The sequence below is a fragment of the Bifidobacterium sp. W8114 genome, from assembly GCF_016101165.1.
Lineage (GTDB): Bacteria > Actinomycetota > Actinomycetes > Actinomycetales > Bifidobacteriaceae > Bombiscardovia > Bombiscardovia asteroides.
This window is the reverse complement of sequence record NZ_JACFRA010000001.1, coordinates 413945-439603: the sequence shown is the minus strand read 5'-3', so window position 1 is coordinate 439603 and position 25659 is coordinate 413945. Positions and strand designations below refer to the sequence as shown.

Annotated in this window: 16 protein-coding genes; 12 read left to right on the top strand and 4 right to left on the bottom strand. The window is 57.2% G+C overall.

Annotated elements, in window-relative coordinates; all coding sequences use genetic code 11:
• Nucleotides 1-176: 176 nt before the first annotated feature.
• Nucleotides 177-398, bottom strand: coding sequence for an AAA family ATPase (locus tag H3T89_RS08870; RefSeq protein ID WP_267872859.1), 222 nt, complete (start codon nt 396-398; stop codon nt 177-179).
• Between the two features lie 653 nt (nt 399-1051).
• Here H3T89_RS08870 and H3T89_RS08865 point away from each other — a divergent pair.
• The 8 genes from H3T89_RS08865 (at nt 1052) to H3T89_RS01730 (ending at nt 13153) form a co-directional block, all read left to right on the top strand.
• Nucleotides 1052-1633, top strand: coding sequence for a hypothetical protein (locus H3T89_RS08865; protein ID WP_232348376.1), 582 nt, complete (start codon nt 1052-1054; stop codon nt 1631-1633).
• A gap of 141 nt (nt 1634-1774) precedes the next feature.
• A complete protein-coding gene (locus H3T89_RS01760; protein ID WP_232348375.1) occupies nt 1775-1987 on the top strand; it encodes a hypothetical protein in 213 nt (70 codons plus the stop codon).
• A gap of 2 nt (nt 1988-1989) precedes the next feature.
• Complete coding sequence (locus H3T89_RS09100) at nt 1990-4074, top strand: Eco57I restriction-modification methylase domain-containing protein (RefSeq protein ID WP_198216049.1); 2085 nt, start codon at nt 1990-1992, stop codon at nt 4072-4074.
• 2 nt (nt 4075-4076) lie between these two features.
• Nucleotides 4077-7460, top strand: a complete 3384-nt coding sequence (locus tag H3T89_RS01750; RefSeq protein WP_198216048.1) for a DEAD/DEAH box helicase — start codon at nt 4077-4079, stop codon at nt 7458-7460.
• A 6-nt stretch (nt 7461-7466) separates the two neighbouring features.
• Complete coding sequence (locus tag H3T89_RS01745) at nt 7467-8780, top strand: hypothetical protein (RefSeq protein ID WP_198216047.1); 1314 nt, start codon at nt 7467-7469, stop codon at nt 8778-8780.
• Nucleotides 8767-9978: a hypothetical protein gene (locus H3T89_RS01740; protein WP_198216046.1), complete on the top strand. Its 1212-nt coding sequence runs from the start codon at nt 8767-8769 to the stop codon at nt 9976-9978. The genes H3T89_RS01745 and H3T89_RS01740 overlap by 14 nt, the downstream gene beginning before the upstream one ends.
• Entirely contained in the window at nt 9965-11908 is a 1944-nt protein-coding gene (locus tag H3T89_RS01735; protein WP_198216045.1) for a DEAD/DEAH box helicase, read from the top strand. Before H3T89_RS01740 ends, H3T89_RS01735 begins: the two co-directional genes overlap by 14 nt.
• A gap of 966 nt (nt 11909-12874) precedes the next feature.
• Nucleotides 12875-13153 carry a hypothetical protein gene (locus tag H3T89_RS01730; protein ID WP_198216044.1) on the top strand — a complete coding sequence of 93 codons (279 nt, stop codon included), beginning with the start codon at nt 12875-12877 and terminating at the stop codon, nt 13151-13153.
• A gap of 152 nt (nt 13154-13305) precedes the next feature.
• Here H3T89_RS01730 and H3T89_RS08855 read toward each other — a convergent pair whose 3' ends face one another.
• Both H3T89_RS08855 and guaA read right to left on the bottom strand, forming a co-directional pair.
• Nucleotides 13306-13485: a hypothetical protein gene (locus tag H3T89_RS08855; protein ID WP_232348374.1), complete on the bottom strand. Its 180-nt coding sequence runs from the start codon at nt 13483-13485 to the stop codon at nt 13306-13308.
• 604 nt (nt 13486-14089) lie between these two features.
• Entirely contained in the window at nt 14090-15652 is a 1563-nt protein-coding gene (gene guaA / locus H3T89_RS01720) for a glutamine-hydrolyzing GMP synthase (protein WP_198204213.1), read from the bottom strand.
• Nucleotides 15653-15991: 339 nt separating this feature from the next.
• Between guaA and H3T89_RS01715 the strand changes: the two genes are divergently transcribed.
• The 3 genes from H3T89_RS01715 (at nt 15992) to H3T89_RS01705 (ending at nt 22565) form a co-directional block, all read left to right on the top strand.
• Nucleotides 15992-18466: a phosphoketolase gene (locus H3T89_RS01715; protein ID WP_198204212.1), complete on the top strand. Its 2475-nt coding sequence runs from the start codon at nt 15992-15994 to the stop codon at nt 18464-18466.
• A 288-nt stretch (nt 18467-18754) separates the two neighbouring features.
• Complete coding sequence (locus H3T89_RS01710; protein ID WP_198216043.1) at nt 18755-21253, top strand: glycoside hydrolase family 31 protein; 2499 nt, start codon at nt 18755-18757, stop codon at nt 21251-21253.
• Between the two features lie 40 nt (nt 21254-21293).
• Nucleotides 21294-22565, top strand: coding sequence for an MFS transporter (locus tag H3T89_RS01705; protein ID WP_015021940.1), 1272 nt, complete (start codon nt 21294-21296; stop codon nt 22563-22565).
• Between the two features lie 28 nt (nt 22566-22593).
• Here H3T89_RS01705 and H3T89_RS01700 read toward each other — a convergent pair whose 3' ends face one another.
• Complete coding sequence (locus H3T89_RS01700; RefSeq protein WP_198216042.1) at nt 22594-23604, bottom strand: LacI family DNA-binding transcriptional regulator; 1011 nt, start codon at nt 23602-23604, stop codon at nt 22594-22596.
• A gap of 187 nt (nt 23605-23791) precedes the next feature.
• On the opposite strand from H3T89_RS01700, the gene pta reads away from it, so the two are divergent.
• The gene (gene pta, locus H3T89_RS01695) at nt 23792-25507 is read left to right on the top strand and encodes a phosphate acetyltransferase (protein WP_198216041.1); all 1716 of its coding nucleotides are present in this window, start codon (nt 23792-23794) and stop codon (nt 25505-25507) included.
• Nucleotides 25508-25659: the final 152 nt, after the last annotated feature.

Genomic DNA, 25659 nt, shown 5'->3' with positions numbered 1-25659 from the left:
CTCCGCAACAGCGAGATAGGCGTTGGGGGCACGGGGCTGCAGTCGATGAGGCAGACAGTGTAAGAGCCCGAGACGTCGTTGAGGACGGACTTCAGGCGCTGTTCGCGCAGCAGCATCTCGTTCTGGTCGACGAGGTCGATCGTCGACGCCACCACGTCGAGGTTCTCCGCGATGGCTTAGGCGACCTCCTCTACGGGGGCGCCGCCGTAGAGCAGCTCGACCAAGGCGCGCCGCTCGGAGACGACCCGTTCGTAGACGCCGAAGGATTCGGTGGCCGGCACATGCGGGTTGAGGTCGACGAGCAGGGTCCGAAGGGCCCGGGCGGCGCAGGTAGCCGCTAGATTCACGGCGGTCGTCATCTTGCCAACGCCGCCCTTGTAATTGACAATGGCTATCATGCGCATGGTCGCGTCCTCTTTAGAGTGGGGTGCGCCTCGCTGCCTTCGGGTCAGCGCGCCCCGAACCTTGGAGCGTCGGAACAAAATCGCACGGATTTGTCCGACAAACGGTCTGTACCACGGAAACGTACGGATATGTACGCTTTCATAGTGACAGGGCCGGAACCGGAAGGGCCGCCTAGGAGAGCAGCTCCATCTCGCCGAAGCCGTTGCTGCAGTGGCCGAGAAGAGCGTAGTTCTCCTTGACGACCATCATTGCCGCCTCGTCGAAGCAGACCGGGGTGTCGGCGTAGTCTTCGCAGTTGCCTGCGAGCTACTTCGCCACCAGCGCCTCTCGAAGCCCGCGCAGTCTGTGGGCCTCGAGGAAGCCGTCCGTCCCGATCCGGACCGTGACTTCGATGAACACCAGGATCCCGTCCTTGTCCACCGCCACGAGGCCGATCTCGCCGATGCCCTCGGGTCTCTGTCAGGCCTTGTCGACGATCTAGTAGCCCTTGGGCTCGTGGAATGTCTTGACCGCGCCCATCGCTTTTTCCTTCATGCCGTTCACCTCTTGCTCCTCAGACTCGGAGGCCCGCCTCTGTGGCGTGCCTTGCGTCACGTGAGTCGCATGCGGAGCAGATGGGCCAGCAAGGTAGGAAGCAAAGTCGGGCGTGGATACAGGAGTCTCCCTTCAGAAGTTTTTCGCGTTGTTCGCGCGCGCCGTGCATGGGGCGAAGAACCCGAAAAAGTGGCGCGGCCTGTCGGCGGTTGCCGGAATACCCCTGAGGATTAGCACCAACGATGTCGTGGCGCGGACGGCAGGCTGTCCCCGGGTCGCGACGCCGCGGTCCGAATCGGAATGGTCTTTCCCCGCGGCGCTTGCAGCCGATATGCGCACGGGATCGCCGGCGTTGTGCGGCTCGCTACGCGAAACGGTTATGGTACTGCACGACACGTCGTTGGGAGAAGAAGGCAAGCCGATGCTAGGCTACGAAGAAAAGGCGGAGCGCCTCAAGCTGATCGATGCCGGACGGCTGGCGAGAAGCCTGGATAAGTTGCTTGAGTCTTTGGCGCACGCCGAACAGTTGGATCCGCTCGATGTCGAGAGGATCCCGGCCTTGAGGTCGATAAGCACGAGGTGCGCCGCGCACATCCTGAAGGCGCAGAACAAAGTCCTCTACGCCGAGGAACGTGCGGGCGCCAGACCCAGCGAAAACCAAGAAACGCAGCTCAGGTCGAAAACTTTTCTCTGATTCCAATCGAAAACCTCTCACACCCTGTGTTTGCTTAGAGCCCGTACATCGGTTGTCCCTCCATTCCAAGTGCCGCGCCGTACCTCTGCGTGATAATGTTGAAAACGCATTTGTATTGTATTTCAAACGATAGGGACACAAATGTCTGACGGCTACAAGAAATTCATCCAGAGTGACGCCGACGAGACTGAGATCAGAAGCTTTCTGGTGGATGGCGACCAGATCTCCGTGACCCTGCGCATTACCGATACCCTAGGTGACGCAGCCAAGGAGGAGACGGCCCTCCGGGGCATGAGCTTCTCGGCGTTCGTGCGCACATGCATGATCGAAGAGCTGGCAAAGAAGGGACAGTAGCCGTGACCGAGCCCATCCATGATATATCGGCCGAAGGCTTCATAGAATCCTTCAACAGCCGATACACGACTTTCATTCTTAAAACACTACTGTGCGACCGCACGACGGGACAAAACATCATATGGGCCGACAACGAATACGAGGCCTTGGGCGATGGCTACATGGGTGATGACGAGATTACCGTTGAGAAGATCACAGGCATGAACTCCGACGCCATCAAGCCGCGTATCGCAAAGGAGCAAGAGAAGCAATCTCAGCGTACCAAAAGCCGCGCCGAGGTTTTCACTCCGTCTTGGCTTTGCAACCAGATGAACAACGATCTGGATGAGGCATGGTTTGGTCGACGCAACGTTTTCAACACCGAAACTATTGCGAATGATGGCACCAATACATGGACGACCACCAATGAGCCGATTAAATTTCCCAAGTCGAAGGGGCATGGTTGGCATGCCTACGTAAAGGCGCCGCGACTGGAAATCACTTGTGGTGAAGCACCGTTCGTGTGCTCACGTTACGATACCGTGGCCGGCGACGAACTGCCTGTAGGTGAGCGCGTGGGTTTTTTGGACCGCAAGCTACGCGTCGTGACCGAAAAGACCAAGACGCGCAAGGAATGGGTGCGACGGGCCCTCGACGCGCTGCGTGCGACGTACGGCTTTGAGTATCAGGGTGACAACCTGCTCATCGCGCGCATCAACGTGCTCGAGACGTTCGCCGAGCATTTCCGCAACCGCTGGGGGTCAGACGCTGAGCAGGATGAGCTTGAGCAGGCGGCTTGGATCGTTTCCTGGAACTTCTGGCAGATGAACGGCTTCACCGACGCCGTGCCCACCAACAAGATGGGTGCCGATGTGGAGTCGACTCTGAGGACACTCGATGAGCCCGAGCTGGGGCCGACACAACCTTCGTTTTTCGACCTGTTCAACGACGTGTTCCCCGACGAGTCAACCGAAGAAAACGAAGAAGAGGAGCCAAAGGAAACAGTTCCCCTATGCGTGATATACGACTGGCAGAACGACGAACCCTTCGAGTTCGCCAAATTGAAAGGCAAGGCAACAGCTATGGGAAAGAAGTTCTACGCGGTGATTGGGAACCCTCCTTACCAAACCAAGTCAAGGGGTGACAATAATAGCGATACTCCTGTGTACCATTTTTTCTATGATTCATCCTACAGTGTTGCTGATAAGGTCGAACTCATTTCACCCGCGCGCTTTCTATTCAGGGCGGGAAGCACCCCTTCTGCCTGGAATGAAAAAATGCTAAATGATGAACATATTAAAGTTGAGAAATACTATCCGTCTTCCACGGATGTGTTTTCCGATGTAGACATCAAAGGTGGTGTTGCTATCGTTTATCGCGATGCAGCGAAAGACTTTGGGTGCATAGGTTTTTTCTCACGCTATGAACAGTTGAGCGCAATTATCAAAAAAATTAAACCCCTTATGACGGATAACGTGGGCAGCATTTTTTCCAACCGCGGCTTGTATCGTTATTCAGAGCTAGCATATAAAGAGCATCCTGATGAGCTGACGCAAACATCCGATCCTCGAGTTGCTCCAAGCTCGTTCAATCGTATGCCGACGTTATTTACTGACGAAAAGCCTCGCGACGGTCATGATTACGTCAGAGTACTCGGACGAACCAATTCTGGACGTTCTTATAAGTATTTTCGTAAAGACTATCTAAAACCTGTAAGAAATTTAAACTGCTACAAAACTATAATTTCTAAGGCAAGTGGAACTGGAGCCTATGGGGAGACGCTTTCAAATCCAGTTATTGGCGAGCCAGGAATTGCCTATACGGAAACTTACGTTTCGATGGGCGAATTTACCACGCGCGATGAGGCGGAAGCACTCGCAAAATATATACAGACAAAAACCTGCAGAGCGCTACTAGGCGCGCTGAAGGTTACACAGAATATCGCTAAACCTCTTTGGCAGTTTGTCCCTCTTCAAGACTTTACTTCTAACTCAGATATTGACTGGTCGCTGTCCGTGGCTGAAATCGACCGCCAGCTCTATGCGAAGTACGGCCTCAGTGATAACGAAATCTCCTTCATCGAATCCCATGTGAAGGAGATGGACTAGCCATGGCAAGCATTGACATCTCCCAAATCATCGAGACTACCGCGCCTGCAGCGCCGCAGATTTACGCTTATACGACGCCCGAAATCGACCGCCATAAAGGCTGGACAAAGATTGGCTACACCGAGCAGGACGTGCGCGAACGCATCAAGCAACAGACGCACACCGCCGACGTGCGGTGGCACCTGGAGTGGAGCGGCAACGCCACGTGGGAGCACCGCGCGGGCACGTTCCACGACACAGACTTCCATGCGTATTTGGAGAAGCAGGGCGTCGAGCGCGAACAAAAAACGGAATGGTTCAAGATCAGCGGTGAGGAATCCCACCAGCAGTTCTATCGATTTCGCGACACCGACGGCGTGCTGGACACACCCGGCTCCGCCTCATACATCCTGCGCGCCGAGCAGCAGCATGCCGTTGAGCAGACGGACGCCTTCGCACGCGCCCATTGGGACAAGGGCGGCGCTCACGGTGGAGAGTTCTTGTGGAACGCCAAGCCGCGCTTCGGCAAGACCCTCACTGCCTACGACCTGTGCCTACGCATCCACGCGCAAAAGGTGCTCATCGTCACCAACCGTCCCGCCATCGCAAACTCCTGGTACGACGACTACGTGAAGTTCGTGGGCCTGGAGCACGGCTACCGCTTCATCAGCAGCGTGGACGCCTTGGCAGGCAAGCCCTACTGCCTCAGCCGCGAGGAATACCTGCGCGCTATCCGCAACGACCCGGAAGGCCCCAAGAGGTTCATCGAGTTCGTGAGCCTTCAGGACCTCAAAGGCTCCATCCGCTTCGGCGGCGTGTACAAAAAACTCAACGAGGTGGCCGACCTCACTTGGGACGTGCTCATCATCGACGAGGCTCACGAGGGCGTGGACACCTTCAAAACCGACGTGGCGTTCGACCACATCAAGCGGCGCTTCACGCTTCACCTCTCCGGTACTCCCTTCAAGGCCATCGCCAACGAAAAGTTCGCCGATGATGCCATCTATAACTGGACCTACGCCGATGAACAGCAGGCCAAGCGCGACTGGCCCGCCGACTCCGAGCTGCCGAACCCCTACGCCAACCTCCCCAAGCTCAACCTGCTCACCTACCAGATGAGCGACATCGTTGAGCAGGAGGCCCGCGGCGGCATGAAGATCGACGGCGAGCAGACCGAGTTCGCCTTCGATCTCAACGAGTTCTTCTCGACCAAGCAGAACGGTGACTTTGTGCACGAAGATGACGTGGACAAGTTCCTCAACGCGCTCACCACGCAGGAGAAGTTCCCGTTCTCGACGCCCGAGCTGCGCGACGAGCTGCGGCACACGTTCTGGATACTCAACCGCGTCGACTCTGCCCGCGCCCTCGCAAAGAAGCTACAGGCGCACCCCATCTTCGGAGACTACGAGGTGGTGCTCGCAGCCGGTGACGGCAAGATCGACGTCGACGACGAAAACGAGAAGTCGCTCGACAAGGTGCGCCGCGCGATCAAGGACCACGACAAAACCATCACGCTGTCAGTGGGCCAGCTCACCACGGGCGTGACCATACCCGAGTGGACTGCCGTGCTCATGCTCTCGAACATGACGAGCCCCGCATTGTACATGCAGGCGGCCTTCCGCTGCCAGAACCCGTGCCTGTTCGACCTAGGCGGAGGCAACTACGCACGCAAGGAGAACTCCTACGTCTTCGACTTCGACCCCGCACGCACGCTCACCATCTTCGAGCAGTTCGCCAACGACCTGTACGGAGAAACCGCGCAAGGTGGCGGCGACGCGAAGACGCGCGAGCGCCACATCCGCCAGCTGCTGAACTTCTTCCCCGTCTACGGCGAGGACGACGATGGGCAGATGGTCGAGCTCGACGCCGAGCAGGTGCTTAGTGTGCCGAGGCAGATCCACGCCCGCGAAGTAGTCAAGCGCGGCTTCATGAGCAACTTTCTGTTCCAGAACATCGCGAGCGTCTTTCATGCGCCAGCAGAGGTCGTGGAGATCATCCAGCGCTTCGATCCCTACGAGCAGGGCAAGGCGCAGAACGCCGAGAAGACCAAAGTCAAGATCGACGAGGGCACAGCCGACAAGCTCTCGATCAACGACGAAGGCGAGGTGGAGATTCCCGACGAGCAGGTCGTTGGCAAGGCGGCAGACATCTTCGGGCCGAAGGTCTACGGCGACATCACCGTCGAATTCTCGAGCTACGTGGACGACATCGCAAAGGCTCACGAGGCCGATGACGATGACAGGGCGATGCTCGACAACCTCAAGAAAGCCTTCAAGAAGAGCGTAACCGAGCCTTTGGTGCAGGCCGGTAAGGAGAGCTACGGCAGCGAGCTCAAGCCTCGCCAGCAGCAGCAGATCGAGCGAAAGGTTCAGGCGGATGCCGACATCCAGCTCAACCGCCAAGTAGGCGACTATCAGATCCAGGCGCGCCGCATCAAGCAGTTGCGAAAAGACGAGCTCAAGGCGGCAACCAACGCAGCCGAGCGCGCTGTGGTGAATCAACGGTACGACGAGCAGAAGGCCGAGACTTTCCAAGCGCTCGCCCAGAAGCTCGAGGACACCCGTAAAGAGCTCGTGCAGAGCGCCGGCGAAACCGTGGTGCGCGAGATAGAGACAGCGAAGAAGGAGGACGAGAAGCAGGGCATCGAGGACAAGGTGCGCGCCCATCTGCGCGGCTTCTCGCGTACTATCCCGTCGTTCCTCATGGCTTACGGCGAAGAGGGCACGACGCTCGCGAACTTCGACACTGTGATCCCCGCCGACGTTTTCCGCGATGTAACGAGCATCACTGTGGACGAGTTCCGCTTCCTGCGCGACGGCGGCTACTACACCGACGCCGAGACCGGCGAGACGAAGCATTTCGTCGGGCACATCTTCAACGAGGTAGTGTTCAACGACTCCGTGTGCGAGTTCGTCAAGCTACGCGAGCGACTGGCCAACTACTTCGACGAGTCCCAGACAGAGGACATCTTCGACTATGTGCCGCCCCAGAAGACCAACCAGATCTTCACGCCGCGCAATGTCGTGGTTGAGATGGTGGACCTTTTCGAGAAGGAGAACCCGGGCTGCTTCGACGATCCTAACCACACCTTCGCCGACCTGTACATGAAGTCTGGCCTGTACATCACTGAGATCATCAAGCGGCTGTATCGAAGCGCCGGCATGAAGGCCGCCTTCCCAGATGACCGCGAGCGACTGGACCATATCCTGGAGCGCCAGGTGTTCGGTATCGCGCCCACCAAGATCATATACGAGATCGCCACGCACTTCATCCTGGGCTTCCACGACGAGGTCGGCCAGGGATGCGACTCGAACTTCGAGCTCGCGGACTCCGCAGAGCTTGCCAAGGAGGGCACGCTGGATGCTTACGTTGAACGCGTTTTCGGGCCCAAGCTAAGCGAGGCGTAAAGCGCCATGGCAGACGCACTCGACAGCCTGCAAGATGGGCGTGCGGAGGCAGCACGCGCAGCGGCGGATGCCGTACGACGCGACGGCGCCGAGCTGTGCGCCCGCCTGGTTTTCCGCACCTCACGCAAAAAACTGAGGCGCGCAGGGATCACCACCCCTACCGAGCTCTATGACGAGCTGAAGCAGATCTTATGGAACGCTGACGAAAGCGTCACCCTGGGCGACCACCTCTCCGTCGGGTTCGGCAAGGTCGACCGCCGCCGCCAGGTGCGCGCCTTCGCCGAGCGCCATGCGGATGAGCCTGAGGACGTTGTTGCTAAAGCTTACGAACGCGAATACGGCTTCAGCGCGGGCATCGCCGCGATATGGCTCGACCTGTTTGCCGAACCCGCGCACGTGAGCGTCTCGGAGTGGCTTGGCGTCGAGACTGCCGAGCACTCAATTGGCGACGAGATCGCCTGCGCGGACGCGCCCGAGACACGCAACGTCGATTACGGGGCGCCCGCCCTCAAGGGTTTTCTCGCTCGGGAGCTTGCCGACCGCATCTGCGACGCAGGACTTGTGCGTCGGCGTTTCGCCTTCGAGTTTCCCGACGAGCGACCCGAAGCGCTCGACCACGGCATCGAGAGCGTAGGCTACTATCGGGATCATGGCTTGTTCTTCCAAGAAGGGAAGAGCCCGAAAGAGCACTTCACGCGGCTATTGGCCGACCATTCATCCTTTGCGAAAGGCGACGCCGGGTTTGAGAACGCCGTGTGGCAGCATCCCGCCTTCCACTACGTGCTGCGCCAAGCGCTTTCAAGTCATCGCGTGCTTGTCTACGAGGGCGACAGCTACATCTCGTTCACGCGACTGAACGACGTGGTGGGCGTAAGCATGGCGGACATCGAGTCGTACGCGCCCGCGGTGAGTATGGACGCGTCCAAATGTGAGCCCTTCACCGTGGCGAGCCTGCGTGCGAGCGGCGCCACCTCGCATCCGCTGTACAGGCTGGACATGCCCAACGACTTCTACGAGGGATTGCTCGACGCGGGAGGGCTCCTACGCAGCTGCACGCTCTCTGGAACCAAGGTGTTTGTTGCCGGCGGCGAGGCGCGGCTTTCCGCCTGTGACCTCATCGAGTGGGTCGTCGCCCATCACGAGGGAATCGAGCGCGATGACCTGCCGCGGCTTCTCGCGAGCGATTTGGGCATTACGTGCCCGGCGCCACTTCTGACAACGACCATTTACAACTCCGACATCTACTACGATGACATTTTAGGCGCATACTACTCATCCATAGAGGCATGGAAGAAAGAGGCACGAAATGGACTTGCTTGAGGAAGGGATCGCGACCGGCAACGTTTTGTCGACGGGGCGCAAGGAAAAGCACTCCATCGACAACGTGACGCGCGACTTCGACATCTACCGCATCAAGTGCGACCTTCTGTTCTATAACGACCAGAACGACCGAATCGCCACTTGGGTGAGTGAGTACAACTCAGCGCAGAGTGCGGACCTGCTCGCCCTCGGCCGCAACGAGTACAACGACGTCATCGAGGACTTCATCGTCGAGAGTAATCCCGGAGCGCTCAGGAAAACCGAGACGAGTATCGCCCTTCGCGGCCAGCTGAGGCCGGGCATCGTGCTCAACGACGGGCGTGTCATCGACGGCAATCGACGCCTGACCTGTGTCCGTCGCCTTGCTCGGGCAAACAACAAGGCGGGATGGTTCGAGGCCGCCATCCTTGACGACGCCACCAGCAGTGACCCCAAGCGTATCAAGCTGCTTGAGCTGGCAATCCAGATCGGCGAAGAGGAGAAGGTGGCATACGACCCCGTCGACCGACTCGTTGGCGTATACCGCGACGTGGTGAAGAACCACCTCATCACCCCCGCGGAGTACGGTAACGCGACAGGCATGTCCGAAGCCGAGGTGCGAAAGCTCGTCGACCGCGCCCAGTACATGGAGGAGTTCCTCGAATTCTGTCAAGCTCCCGAGCAATACCATCTCGCTCGCGCCCTCAAAGTTGACGGCCCCTTGGGTGAATTCAGCCGTGTGCTTAAGAAGTACGACAACAAGCGCGACAAGCAGCTCGTCAAACAGCTCATGTTCGCCAACATGGTTGTGCAGCCCGAGGGCGACATCACCCGATATGTCAGAGACTTCGGCAGCGTGGCGGGCATGGAAGCAGAGGCCGACTTCAAGGCTGCCGAGTTGCAGGCCATGTCCGAGCTTTTCGAGAAGATGGGGCCGAACGCCCTCACGCGCGAGAAGGTAAGCGAGCTACGCTCGGATGGCAACCTCGTCGACGGCTTCAAGCGCGCCGGTGACCGCGCAAGGGAGACAGTGCGCCGCGTCAAGCTCATGGACACTCCAGCCAAGAAATCCGCCGACTGCCTCTCGGAGCTTGAAAAGATCCTTCCCGAGATGCTCGACGAGCTAAGGCCCGACGATCTCGAGAAGGTGCGCCGCAACCTCCTAGCCGTCACCAACAAGGTGGAAGAATTGATTGGTGAGATTGATGAGCGTGCCTAGGGCCGTCGTCTGCTACGACGAGGCACGGCCAGGTATGTACCTGCGCATTGAGGGGCAGGACGTTGCCACATTCATGACCTCAGCGGCTTGGCGCGCCTGGCTGTACTACCCGGCGAGCGCAGTCGACGGCATCGACCGCGACCACATCCTGCTCGACGGCGGCATGGGTCTGCGCGAGTGCCAGGACATGCTAGAGGCTGTCAAGGAGGCTGACGGCCACGGCGTCGAGGTCGCGGTGGACCCAAGCTTCGACGCCTTTGTAAATGCCGGCGAGACGTACATCCACGAGCGCTCCGAGGTGGGGTTGGCCATCAAAGCACAGACCGCTGAGGGCATCGCCGACGACCCTCAGCTAGGGCCGCGCTTCCGAGAATTCCGCGATGTAGTGAACGCCTCGATGGTACGTTCCTTGCGCGACCGGCAGATGCTCGACGCCTTCTTCATGGCAGCAGTTGGGCACGCGGCGGACTTCTCGGTGCCCGGCGCCGGCAAGACTGCGACGGTGCTCGGCGTGTTCGCCTACCTACGCCACCTGGGGCTCGCGCGTCGCATCGTGGTGGTTTGCCCAAAGAACGGCTTTGAGTCGTGGGAGAAGGAATGGGTCGCCACTTTCGGAGAGAAGCTACCGCTGCGGTGCTTCTCGCTGGGCGACCCCTCCATAGCGGCAATGTCAACCGAACGCAAGCGCAACGCACTATCTCTCGACAGCGGCGCATGCAACCTGTTAACGTTCAACTACGAGTCACTTTCTGGCTACCTGCGGGAGCTGCACGCCATCATCCACGAACAGACGCTGCTCGTCTTCGACGAGGTGCACCGGGTAAAGGCCATCGGCGGCAGGCGCGCGAAAGCTGCGCTTGAGGCGGCTGACGGCGCGAAGTTCGTGATCGCCCTGACAGGGACGCCCATCCCGAACACCTACCAGGACATCTACAACCTGCTGCACATCCTGTATCCCGAGGACTACGACACGTTCTTCGGCTACGAGCCGGGCGAGCTACGCGCACCCGATGCGAATCTTCAGACAAGCCTTAACCACAGGCTGGCGCCCTTCTTCTGTCGAACGAACAAGGATGAGCTCGGTGTGCCGCGCCCAGAACCCGACGAAATCGTGGGGGTCGAAGCGACGCACGACGAGAACACGCTGCTGCGCGTCCTGTACGCGTCTAGCTCCAATGCGCTCGCGAGGATCATACGCACCCTGCAGCTTGAGAGCGACCCTGAGATGCTCTGCTCGGCCGTGGATCCCAGCGACCTCGAGTACGTGCTTGATCAGATTGGCGACGATTACTCGGACATCGACTACGTTAACTTCTCTCAGACGTTCTACGAAGCAATCGAACGAAGCCGCCCCAGCTCGAAACTCCTGGCGTGCGAGCGGCTGGTGGGGCGCATCGTGACCGAGGGCCGCCCTGTCATCGTATGGTGCATCTTCGTTCGCAGCATCAAAAACCTCCGCCGCGAACTCGCCGCCATGGGAATTCCCACCGAGGCAATCTACGGCGCAATGCCACAGGAAGAGCGACGCGAGATTTTGGACGACTTTCGTGCAGGGCGCTTCATGGTGCTCGTGACCAACCCTCAAACGCTCGCCGAGTCAGTCTCTCTACACAGTGTCTGCCACGACGCGGTTTATTTCGAGTACAGTTACAACCTGGTACATCTGCTACAGTCGAGAGACCGCATACACCGCCTGGGCCTGCCAGACGACCAGAAGACGCGCTACTATTTCATGCGCGAGAAGTTCATGCACGATGACAGGGATCTATCCCTCGACGCCGTGATCTACGACCGCTTAAAGGAGAAGGAGCAGACGATGCTCGACGCTATAGACCGCGGTTGCCTAGAGAGCGGCTACCTTGACGACGAGGATCTGCACATCATCTTTGAGCGGCTGCTGGGAGAAGGTGCCAGGGGCCTGGAATATTAAAAAGCAGAACGGCACATTGACGAAATTGGCTCACCAGTAATAACTGCGAAAAATAGATAAGTCTGAAAGGATAGATGCAGGAAAATCTACGATAAGTGACGTGCTCAACGGATTGTGCCTGCTTGAAATACCCTTCTCTACCAAAGAGCGTACTTTTGGGATAAGGGTAGTGGGTGCGCTTCCTCGGCCATATGGAATTCGTCACGGTTTCGGAGTGACTATATTTTCTGGGCTCCATCCTCCTGAAGCAGGCCTCCTCCGACAACACCTGGTCCGAGGTGTCCGAGGTTTGCACCGTCATCAACGGCCAGCGGGCGCCTCACAAACATGGTCATCTCCTTCAAGGCACCTTTCGCGAAAATCGACGCAAACAGATTATTCGAGCGTGATTTCATTCTAGAGACCAGAGAAGTCGCATTCAGGCATGACAAGTACGACCGACAGGATTTCGAGAAGGTCATCAATGCCACAGAGGGCAAGCCCGTTGAAGGCTCCTCGTCTATCATCCTTGCCTACAATTGTTTCCTTAAAACATTGACCCCGACAAAATCGACAGGAACACGATCAAGTCGAATGTTCGGCTCATTTGCATAGACCTTGCTGAGGGTGAAGACGAACAGCAGATATTCGACACCATCAACTCTTTCAAAGTACGCCTGACAACAGCGGAGCTCCTTAAGAATTACTTCTTCAATCGCGGGAACGAGCAGGCGTTTAAGGCGTGCGCGAGACGACGTCTTTGAACCCACGGTGGGCGGGGGGGTATTGGGAGCAGAAGGTCGTGACCGGAACCATCAAGCGCACGCTTGTCGACCTTTCTTCAGTGCCTTCCTTCAGATTCCAGTTCAGGAAAAGGAATGCGTCGCCACAACCGAGGACAAGCTCTGCTATTCACGCACGTCCAACCTCTTCCAATCCTATAAGGATTTCATCGGCAGATATTGCAACAATGATAAAAATGAAATTATGAACAGTATGAAGGCATATGCCGAAGTGTTCGAATCTACATTCGATCCAAGCTGCTGCGACGCGAACATTTCCTCCACCTCTGGTGTCGAGCGAATGAACGTGCCGATATTCAGCCTTAAGAACTTGACGCTTATCCCATATGTGCTTTTCGTTCGCAAGAGCGTGGAGTCTTCGGGCAAGGAATCAGGGGTCTATGCCCTGCTTGAGAGCTACATCGTTCGCCGGATGCTGGTTCAGGCGATCAAAAAAATTAAAATGGGATATTCACCTCGCTGATCTTGAACGAGATGAAGGACGCGTAGGGTCCAAGGAAGGCTTTTACAACCAGCGAAGAGGCAACGACGTACACGTCCGCCGATGTTGAGGTTCGAACAGCATTCGAAGAATTGCGCCTGTACAACCTTCAGCGCAGGGGCATCCTTTATCTACTAGAAAGAGCCATACGTCCGGGCATGAGCAGCACGGCTTTGCTCGGATTCAACCAATACACCTTCGAGCACATGATGCCCTAAAAGTGGCGCAATAAATAGTGAAATCTCGACGACGAAGCCGCCAGGCGAAGGGACCAGAAGCTCCTTACGCTCGGCAACCTCGCCATCATCACTCATTCGTTCAACGCCTCTATCCGAGACGCCGATTGGACCATCAAGAAGCAAGGAAAGTGATACAAAAACGACCTGGCTCTCTGATCTACTGGCCTTGCAGCAATGGCAGACGCCTTGAAGAAAGAGTCTCGAGAGTGAATGCCGCGGTGGCTTACACGGCGGCATATGGCGACACTTTCCCTGGATACTCCCGTTTTTCTTGAGATGGCGAGTTTCTTTACTCCCCACTAGTCGCCTGGAAAAACACAGAACAGATACCACTGAGAAGCCTATTGCGTATGATTTGAGTTTCGCAAGCCCTGAAATAGCTCCGTTTCGCCCTCGGTGACAAAAAATGTGCATCTACTCACTCGGGATAAATCTTTACTTCCCTTCCTCCGAATACCACCCTGTACTTTGCCGTCTTGAGGTACGTGGGATAAAATGAAATTGCAGGTGATAGGGAATAAAACGGCAAAGAAAAAGCCTCCGTTCCAACGCGGGAACGAAGGCCTGTTTATCGAGTTTATTCATCGCCGTCGCAGGCGGCTTTGCCGTGATTCACGTATGAAACGAAAATCGACGCCCCTGCACCGCATTCAAAAGCACAGGTCAAAGCTCTATCGGTCTACTCCCACTCGATGGTTGCCGGAGGCTTGGAGGTGCAGTCCAGGACCACGCGGTTGATGCCCGGGCACTCGTTGGTAATGCGCGTGGAGATGGTGGCCAGCACGTCGTAGGGCAGACGGGTCCAGTCGGCAGTCATGGCGTCCTCCGAGGAGACCGGACGCAGCACGATCGGCGAACCATAGGTGCGCTCGTCGCCCTGCACACCTACTGAATGCACATTGGCCAGCAGCACGACCGGGCACTGCCAGATCTGCCGATCCAGTCCAGCCTTGGACAACTCTTCGCGAGCGATGGCGTCGGCCTCACGCAGGGTCTCCAAACGTTCGCGGGTGATCTCCCCGATGATGCGGATGCCCAGACCGGGGCCCGGGAAGGGCTGACGCCAGACGATCTGGTCAGGCAGGCCCAGTTCGGTGCCGATGGCCCGGACCTCATCCTTGAAGAGGGTGCGCAGGGGCTCGATCAGCTTGAACTTGACATCCTTGGGCAGACCGCCCACGTTGTGGTGGGATTTGATATTGGCCGCTCCGTCTCCGCCGCCAGACTCGACTACGTCCGGGTAGAGCGTGCCCTGCACCAGGAACTTGACTTCCTTGCCAGTCTTGCCGGCTTCCTCGATCACCTGCCGCTGGGCCTTTTCAAAGGTGCGGATGAACTTCTCTCCGATGATCTTGCGCTTGCGCTCAGGCTCGGAAACACCCTTGAGGGCAGTCAGGAAGTCCTGCGAGGCATCCACGGCGATCAGCTTGATGCCAGTGGCGGCCACAAAATCATGCTTGACCTGCTCGGCCTCCCCCTTGCGCAAGAGCCCATGATCCACGAAGACGCAGGTCAGCTGGTCGCCGACGGCCCTGTGGACCAGAGCAGCCGCTACAGCTGAATCTACGCCGCCTGACAGGCCGCAGATGACCTGGTCGTCACCCACCGTGCTACGGATCTTCTCCACCTGCTGCTCGATGATGCCCGAGGCGTTCCAGTCCGACGGCAGTCCGGCACACTGATGCAGGAAGCGGTCGATCATGTCCTGCCCCAGAGGGGTGTTGGTCACCTCGGGATGCCACTGGACCCCGTACAGTCCACGGGAAGGGTCCTGCATGGCTGCCACCGGAGCACCCTCGGTATGCGCCAGAACCTCAAAGCCTTCGGGCGCACGATTGACGGCGACACCATGGCTCATCCACACGTCCTGGCGGGCGGGCGAATCCTGCAGTATTCCCTTGGCGCTGTCGATGAAGGCCTCGGTCTTGCCGTACTCCCCCAGTGCCGCCTTGTCCACCTCGCCGCCCAGCTCATGGGCCATGACCTGGAAGCCGTAGCAGATGCCCAGCACGGGCACCCCCGACTCGAAAATCCGCTTGTCTATGGTGGGCGCCCCGTCCACGTAGACGGAGGCCGGGCCGCCGGAGAGGATGACCGCCTTGGGATCCTTGGCCAGCATCTGATCCAGGCTCATCGAATGAGGCACCAGCTCGGAGTAGACCCCTGCCTCCCTGACTCGACGAGCGATCAGCTGGGCGTACTGTGCACCGAAATCGACCACCAGGACGGGACCCTGTGCCATAAGACTCCTTATATATATACGTATGCTGTATCTGCCATGAATGCCCGGAAGCGACAATTCAACGCCCGCGGACAAGTCCAGTATGGTTGCAGTTTTCGACAATGCTACAGTCATTGAGCCCTCATCGGCACCCCCGACTGCAATCCTTACCTGCAAGCAGACAATTCCATCGCATTTTCTCACAAGAGCGAACACACTATGCAAGAAAACGTTCAGAAAAGTCTGCTCGTTCACGTACCATGTAGGCATTGGGTACGAACCCGACAGATGCCTGAAATGACACTGTACGAGCTCGTAACCGAGGTAAATAAACAATCGCACTAAAGTGCAGGAGTACACATGACGAATCCTGTTATCGGCACCCCTTGGGCGAAGCTGGAGACCCCAATCGCCGAGGAGACCATCGAGGCCGTCGACAAGTATTGGCGGGCGGCCAACTATCTTTCCATCGGACAGATTTATCTTCGCAGCAACCCCCTGATGAAGGAGCCCTTCACCCGGGAGGATGTCAAGCATCGTCTGGTCGGCCACTGGGGCACCACCCCCGGCCTGAACTTCCTGCTGGGCCATATCAACCGTCTGATCGCCGACCATCAGCAGAACACCGTTATCATCATGGGCCCCGGCCACGGCGGCCCTGCCGGCACCTCACAGTCCTACCTGGATGGCACCTACAGCGAGTACTACCCCAAGATCACCAACGATGAGGCCGGCCTGCAGAAGTTCTTCCGCCAGTTCTCCTATCCGGGCGGCATCCCCTCCCACTTCGCGCCTGAGACCCCCGGATCCATTCACGAGGGCGGCGAGCTGGGCTATGCCCTCTCCCACGCCTACGGCGCCATCATGAACAACCCCAGCCTCTTCGTTCCCTGCATCGTGGGCGACGGCGAGGCCGAGACCGGCCCTCTGGCCACCGGCTGGCAGTCCAACAAGCTGGTCAACCCCCGCACCGACGGCATCGTCCTGCCAATCCTGCACCTGAACGGCTACAAGATCGCCAACCCGACCATCCTCTCGCGCATCTCCGACGAGGAGCTGCATGAGTACTTCAAGGGCATGGGTTACGAGCCCTTCGAGTTCGTTGCAGGGTTTGACGATGAGGACCACCTGTCCATCCACCGTCGTTTCGCCGACCTGCTGGAGACCGTCTTCGACAAGATCTGCAACATCAAGGCCCGGGCCGAAACCGACGACATGACCCGTCCCTGCTACCCCATGATCATCTTCCGCACCCCCAAGGGCTGGACCTGCCCCAAGTTCATCGACGGCAAGAAGACAGAGGGATCTTGGCGCGCCCACCAGGTGCCGCTGACCTCCGCCCGCGACACGGAGGCCCACTTCCAGATCCTCAAGAACTGGCTGGCCTCCTACAAGCCCGAGGAGCTCTTCGACGAGAAGGGCGCCCTGCGTCCCGAGGTCACCAGCTTCATGCCCAAGGGCGACCTGCGCATCGGCGAGAACCCCAACGCCAACGGCGGGCGTCTGCTCAAGCCGCTGGAACTGCCTGACATCCACGACTACGAGATCGACGTCAAGAAGCACGGTCATGGCTGGGGCGCCACCGAAGCCACCCGCGTCCTGGGCTACTACACCCGCGACGTGCTGGCCAAGAACCCCACCGACTTCCGCATCTTCGGGCCTGACGAGACGGCCTCCAACCGTCTGGCTGCCGCCTACGAGGTGACCAACAAGCAGTGGGATGCCGACTATCTGTCGGAGCTGACCGACGAGCACATGGCCCACACCGGCCAGGTCATCGAGCAGCTTTCCGAGCACCAGATGGAAGGCTTCCTGGAGGGCTACCTGCTGACCGGACGCCACGGCATCTGGAGCTCCTATGAGTCCTTCGTGCACGTCATCGACTCCATGATCAACCAGCACGCCAAGTGGCTGGAGGCCACGGTTCGCGAGATTCCGTGGCGCAAGCCCATCGCCGGCCTGAACCTCCTGGTCACCTCGCACGTCTGGCGTCAGGACCACAACGGGTTCTCACACCAGGATCCCGGCTTCGTCGACATCCTGCTGAACAAGAACTTCAACAACGATCACGTGGTCAACATCTACTTCCCCGCCGATGCCAACATGCTGCTGAACGTGGGCGAGCGTTGCTACAAGTCGACCAACTGCATCAACGCCATCTTCGCCGGCAAGCAGCCCGCCGCCACCTACCAGAGCGTGGACGAGGCCGCCGCCGAGCTGGAGAAGGGGGCCGCCCGCTGGGATTGGGCCTCGAACGCCAAGGATGCCGAGGATGCTGATGTCGTCATCGCCACCGCAGGCGACATCCCCACCCAGGAGGCCCTGGCTGCCGACGACATGCTGCAGAAGCTGGGCGTGAAGGTCCAGTTCGTCAACGTGGTCGACCTGCTGAAGATCCAGGATGCCGAGGAAAACGACCAGGCCCTGTCCGACGAAGAGTTCACTGAGCTCTTCAGCAAGGACAAGCCTGTCCTGTTCGCCTTCCACGCCTATCCCGGCTCCATCTACCGCCTGATCCACGGACGTCCCAACCACGACAACTTCTCCGTGCACGGCTACGAGGAACAGGGCTCCACCACCACGCCGTTCGACATGGTGCGCGTCAACAACATGGACCGCTGGTGCCTGGCCGCCTCCGCTCTGCAGCTGGTGGACGCCAACAAGTACGCCGAACAGATCGACAAGTGGACCAAGTTCCGCGACGAGGCCTTCCAGTTCGCCGTGGACAAGGGCTACGACCATCCCGATTACACCGATTGGGTCTGGCCCGATGCCAACCGCGCCGGCCAGGAGACCATCTCCGCCACCGCCGCGACCGCCGGAGACAACGAGTGACCCTACCCGATAACTCCTAAGGCCGATTGTCGGTGTTCCTTACCGGCATTGCCAGAATTCCCCGCCGTTTTCAACGGCGGGGAATTTTTTATCCATAGCGAGTCATGCATGGCCTCGCTTATGCCACCCTCAATGGAAAAACCTGGCAAACACTCATACTGCTGAACAGCAGGCGGGACAATTAACTCAACACCGCCATGGGGCTGCATAGCTGCAAACCCACGATGAGGCGGTTATTCGCAGGCATGGAATGGCACTTTTCATGTCGAAACGCCAAGGAGGGCACGCATGAAGGCAAGCACAAAGCTCATCAATATAGATAACCACGGTGATTATCTGGATATTGTCACCAATGGAGCCAGATTCAGAATCTACCTGCTTGATCGGAACATCATCAGAATACGGAGCACCTTCAATCAGCATTTCGGACCCGAGCTCTCCTATGCCTTGGTCAAGACCGCCTGGAAAGACAGCACTGACCGTCTTATGGCTGATGAGCGCGAACATGTCAAGCCGATACCAATTCACCTAACCGAATGCAAAGACGGTTCCAAAACCGTTTCCAACGGACTGTACACCCTGACTATCAGTCCGGAACCTTTCGCCTTCTCCATCAGCGACCAGGACGGCAATGTACTTCATCAGGATTTGCCGGGGCGGTCGTTTCTTCAGGATAGTCTTGGACGCTCCACGCACTATTCCAGCATGGGCAATCACGAGCACTTCTACGGTTTCGGCGAAAAATCCGGCGATCTCGACAAGCAGCGCCGCCGAATGCGCATGCACAACACAGACTCGCTGGGATGGGATGCCACTAAAAGTGACCCGCTTTACAAGATGATTCCTTTCTATATCGATTTTAACGAGGATACCGGTCTCGCGCATGGCCTTTTCTACAACAACAGTGCCGACTCAGTCTTCGACATGGATTCCGAACACAGCAACTATTGGCTGCGATATAGCTACTACCAGGTCGAAGCAGGAGACATAGATCTGTTCTTCATAGGTGGCCCGACCATAGCCGATGTCGTACACCATTACACGGATCTGACAGGCAAGAGCGCAATGATGCCCCTATCCTCTCTGGGCTATATGGGATCGACCATGTTCTATACCGAATTGGAGCAGGACTGCGACAAAGCCATCGAAGATTTTGTTGACACCTGTCGTCAGCATGACATCCCCTGTGACGGATTCTTCCTTTCCTCTGGATACACCAGCGGAAAGGACGGCAAGCGTTACGTATTCACTTGGAACAAGAAGCGCTTCCCAGACCCCAAGGGTTTCGTGGATCAGCTTAAGAAAAAAGGTGCGCTTCTCGCGCCAAATATTAAACCGGGCATGCTGACCACTCATCCCCATACCGGGCAGATGGAAAAGGAAGAGGCTTACGTCAGAACGTCGGACGGCAAGGACTGGCAGGAAGATCGATACTGGGGCGGCTCGGCGCATTTCGTTGACTTCACCAGCCCCTCGGGACGACGTGCCTGGGCTAAAGAGATGAAAGAGAATTTACTCAATCTGGGGATTACCAGCATTTGGAACGACAATAATGAATACGAGATCAATGACGATCAGGCTCTGGTTGATGCTGAAGGGCTCCATCTGCCCATCAGTATGCTGAAACCGATCATGTCGACCATGATGGCCAAGACCGCTCAGCAAGCTGTAAAGGAGTCCGCCCCCGGCACGAGGCCATATGTCATCAACCGTGCAGGATTCGCCGGAATCCAAAGGTATGCCCAGACCTGGGCCGGAGACAACGGAACTTCTTGGGATAATCTCAAATACAACGTTCCGACCATTCTGGGAATGGGCTTGTCGGGCGTAGCCAACCAGGGGTGCGACATCGGAGGTTTTGATGGCCCTGCGCCGGAGCCGGAGCTCTTTGTGCGCTGGGTTCAGAATGGAATTTTCCAGCCCCGCTTCTCCATCCACTCATGCAATACAGACAATACGGTCACTGAACCCTGGATGTATCCTGCGTACACCGAATACATCAGCCAAGCGATCTTGCTGAGATACAGCTTGATCCCTTACTTCTATGCCCTTCTTCACCAAGCCTCAATCGACGGCTCCCCCATCATGCGGCCCCTGGTCTACGAATTCGAGAATGATCGCCGTACTTATCAAGAGAGCTTCGAGTTCATGCTTGGCCCGTCCCTTCTGGTCGCCAACGTACTGGAGAAAGGCGCAGACAGCATCCGGGTCTACCTGCCTGAGGGCGCTGAATGGTTCGATTTGACCAACAATCAATATCTCTCGGGAGGACAGGAAATTACGGTTCCAGTAGACCTGGGCAGCATACCTCTCTACCTGCGGACCGGGGGCATCATCCCCACTTGTCAGGGGTTGACAAACCTCCATCAAGAGGTGATCGACCATCTTGAAATCCTCGTTGAACCCAATAAGGAGACCTCATTCGATATTTATGAGGATGACGGTATATCCACAGATTATCTTCAGGGTCTGTATCGTCAGACCAGATTGGGTATCCACCCGGATAAGCAGGGTGTCACTCTGGAGCTGAATAGCACCGGAGATTATGAAACCAAGGTCAAGCAGATGACGATTGCCGTCCTTTGCAAGACCATGGCGCCACTCGAAATCAGTTTGGATGAAAAACCCCTTGATCGTTACCTGAATATTGACCGATTCAAAGAAGCCACGGATGGATGGTTCTTCGATGGGCAGGCCCTGCGTGCATTGATTAAATTCCCCAGGCCTGAAGGGGATCACCATCAGGTCAGATTGGAATTCACGGCAAAGGATCTCATTTCCATTTGAGCGCCAACATACTTCACAACATACTTCAAAGGAGCACAGCATGGTAAAAGCGGAAGAAACCGCGCCAGTAGATGACGACGATATCGCAACTGAAGGATTTAATCTAGCTCGATGGATCATTGGGTACCTGGCCTTTTGGATCATCATGTCGATAGGCTTCGCCATGGTCAGCCAGGTTCTGCTTCCACAGCGCATCAAGGATCTGGGAGCATCCAATCCAACGGCCGTCCTGGGCACGATGACCTCAATCGGTTCCATAGTGGCCCTGGTTGCCAACATCGTGGTCGGCGCTTTGTCTGACCTGACCAAATCGAAATTCGGCCGCCGCTCGCCCTGGTTGTTCTGGGGCGCTTGGTTCACTCTGGCCTTCTACCTGCTCATGGGCAACATCGGCATCATCACCGGTCTGGTCGTCACATTGTGGCTATCTAAACTGAGCTTCAATATGATGAACTCCCCCATTTACTCGACGGTTTCCGACCGAGTGCCCAAACGATACCGCGGCACGATTTCGTCCGCCATCGGTTTTGGCAACACGCTAGGACTGGCGATTGGCGCCTGGGTGGGAGCCAGATTCATCGACAACGTACGAATGGGATTTACCATAGCTTCCATCTGCATGTTTATTTCAGCCATGCTTTTCTTGGCCATAATCCCCAGGGAGCCCGGCAATAAGGATGCAAAAAACGCCGCACCAGAGCAAAGCGCCTGGCGTCACATCGTCTATTCATTCACTCCACCCATGCATGCTCCGGATTTTTGGAAGGCCTTCTGCTGCCGAACGCTGCTCCTGCTCGCCATACAGATGCTTTCCGGTTACTGGCTGTATATCTGCCAGGACTACATTGGTCTGTCTAAGACTTCAGCGGCCGCAGTAGTGTCAACCATCGCCATCTTCCAAATGCTGGCATCAATCGTCGCCATGTTCGTAGGGCCGCTGTCCGATCGTCTCCACCGGCGCAAACCCATGGTGGCCATGTCGGCATTCCTCGCCATAATCGGATTCATCTTCCCCCTGGCCATGCGAAGCATCACCGGAATCTACATCGCTTCCATCTTTGTAGCTTTGGGACAAGGTATCTTTATGGCCATTGACCAAGCCCTGAATGTCGATGTCCTGCCCAGCAAAGAGAATGCGGGCAAAGATTTGGGATTCATCAACGCGGCAACAACAGCAGGACAATCCGCAGGCATGGCCCTGACTTCCATCATCGTGTCGATGACCGGGACATATATCTACATCTTCCCTATCGCGATCGTCATGTCCATCCTCTCCGTATTATTCGTGCTTTCGATCAAATCGGTCAGGTAAGACAGTGGTATACGCATCGGTGAAAGTCTCAGATTCCGGGTGGTCCGGAGACTTCACCGGTGCTTTCTCGTAAAATAAGTTTCGCAGGTACACAACGGACCGTCATTCTGTGATCGGTTATGTGCAGAATCTCATCAATAAGCATCTGAGCGGCTCGGAATCCCATGTCCTGGTGTGGGATGCGAATAGTGGACAGCATCGGAGTCATAAGCCGACCAGCCTGGTTGTCATCTATGCCTAAGACAGAGACCTGTTCGGGAATGGCCATGCCTTGGCGCTTTGCGTATCGTATAAATTCAATGGCAATATCGTCATTGAAGGCGAGCACAGCATCCGTGGGATTTCTCATGAACGACTTGAAAGCTCCAAGTCCCCGCATCTGCGCGGGATAGGCGCACGGCAGCACCTGGTAATCCAAACCGTATTTATCAGCTGAATCGACAGCTGCGTGTAGTCTGACAACGTTCTGCCATGAGTTTTCCGGCCCCTGCATATAAGACACGGAATGATGACCTGTCTGCCGCAGATATAGCATGGACGCATCTATGCTGTCCGACTCGTCCACCCGTATTGAAGCAACTCCAGGCACCACCCTGTTGAGTACCACTATTGGTTTGTATGAGGCGAAATGCCTAATCTGATTGTCGGAAAGTCTGGAAGAACCGAGTATGAGTCCATCGACATGATTCAGGATTCCACGGATGGATGCTGCCTCAAGACTGACGCTCTCTTGCGTATCGATTATGGATAATCCGAATTTGCGCAATTGGCAACATCGCTGTACTCCTCTGGATATACGCACCGATACAATGTTCTCCAAATCGGTGACCACAACAGCAAGAAAACCGTGAAGTCGATTTTCCATGGGTACATCCAGAAGATCATGGTGATACCCCAGCTTTTCAGCAGTCTTCAATACATGATTTCTGGTGCACATTCCGACTCTGCCCGGTCTTGAAAAAACACGGGAGGCCGTAGACAAGGAGACACCAGCCGATCGTGCCACCTCAGTCAAAGTCACATAAGCCTGCTTTTTCATTGTCTCTCCCTTGGGAGGATTCCTACTGTAATGTGACCCATGCCACAAATATATGCATGCGGCACCACACACCCTCCTGCTTTTCAACCAGTTGCATCAGCTACAGCGGATCACGCATTGCATGCACGGATTTTCTTCGGTGCATCCGTCACCTATACTGATAACTGTTTGTGAACAAAGCAGTCACATGAGTATATGGGACAGGAGATACACAGTGAGCCCTGCAAGCATCACCATCATCAGCCCGGAGGCCGCCAACGGACGGAATGTAGTAGCCTACGGCCTCGTCAAGGCCCTGGCATCGCGTATGAAGACCACGGTCGTACGTCCGATTGCCTGTCACAAGGAGATGCTGACGAGTACCCTCATCGCAGCCAGCAGCTCTCCTGATCTGGATCCCGATGTCTGCCGCGGCACCTGCCCCTGCAAAGCAACAAGCGACGAAGAACAGACACGTGCTGATGCCCTGGCAGCCTATGACCGCGTTGTGGCGCAAACAAATCCCGATATGGTCCTCGTCGTCGGAAGCGACCACTCCAAAGTCTTCGACCCTGCTATCATCCAACTCAATGCGGCCATCGCTGCAGATTTACGTTCCCCGGTACTCCTCGTGGTCTGCACTATCGGACGTGAGCCCAAACAGGTCATGAAAACCGTACAGGCCTGCCGTCGAACCATAGAAGCCAGCGGAACCACCCTGGCAGGTGTTGTAGTTTCCGGCTGTGAAGAAGGCCAAAAACAACCTCTTCAGGACTTTTTCAAAGATTACGATCGTCCTTGCTGGACGGTATCGAAAAAGGCATTTGACACTGACGCTGAGGCCGAACAAGTAAGAAATGACGCCTATAAAGCCTTCACTGAGGATGTGAATCCAGATGAAGTACTGAAGGCGGTTGAGGAAGCAAAGCCCAAAGTGACCACGCCTGTGGCCTTCCAGAACGACCTGCTGGCCAAGGCCAAGGCCAACAAGAAGACCATCGTCCTGCCCGAGGGTGGCGAGGACCGCATCATCAAGGCGGCCGACTACCTGCTGGCGCGTAACATCGTCGACCTGATCATCGTGGGCGACAAGGATTCCATTCTGGCTCGTGGCAAGGAGCTCGGCCTCAACAACCTGGACAAGGCATCCTTCCAGCCCATGGACGACGAGCAGGTGCTGGCCCCCATGGTGGAGCGCCTCTGCCAGCTGCGCGCCAAGAAGGGCATGACCCCGGAGCAGGCGCGCAAGCAGCTGGCGGATCCTTCATACTTCGGCACCATGCTGGTGGTGCTGGGCAAGGCCGACGGCCTGGTGTCCGGCTCCATCAACTCCACTGCCAACACGGTCCGTCCCGCCCTGCAGGTGATCAAGACCAAGCCGGGCGCCTCACTGGTATCCGGAGCCTTCCTCATGTGCTTCCCCGACCATGTGGCGGTCTTCGCCGACTGCGCCATCAACCTCAACCCATCCTCGGAGCAGCTGGCCGACATCGCCATCCAGTCGGCCCAAACCGCCCGATCTTTCGGCGTTGACCCGCGCGTGGGCATGCTCTCCTACTCCACCCTGGGATCAGGCAAGGGCCCGGATGTCGACCTGGTCGAAGAGGCCACCCGTCTGGCCAAGGAGAAGGCACCGGACCTGCCCATCGTGGGCCCCATCCAGTTCGACGCGGCCTGGTCTCCCACTGTGGCAGCCACCAAGGCCAAGGGTGATCCGGTCGCCGGAAAAGTCAACGTCTTCGTCTTCCCCAGCCTGAGCGCCGGTAACATCGGCTACAAGGCCGTACAGCGCACCTCGGGTGCCCTGGCCATCGGACCGGTCCTGCAGGGTCTGAACAAGCCGGTCAACGACCTCTCCCGCGGCGCCTTGGTTGCCGACATCATCAACACCGTGGCCCTGACCGCCGTCGAGGCCCAGGACTGATTACCGTCCCTAAAACGTCCCTGTAAACCCCTGGGGCTGCTGCTGAATCTTATCTTCAAGAAGGTTCTGGTAGCAGCCCCAAAATCATGTCGGCCTGGCAATATACCGCGCCTTGTAAGGGCCGACGAGTAATCTTGAAGACTGATTGAGGA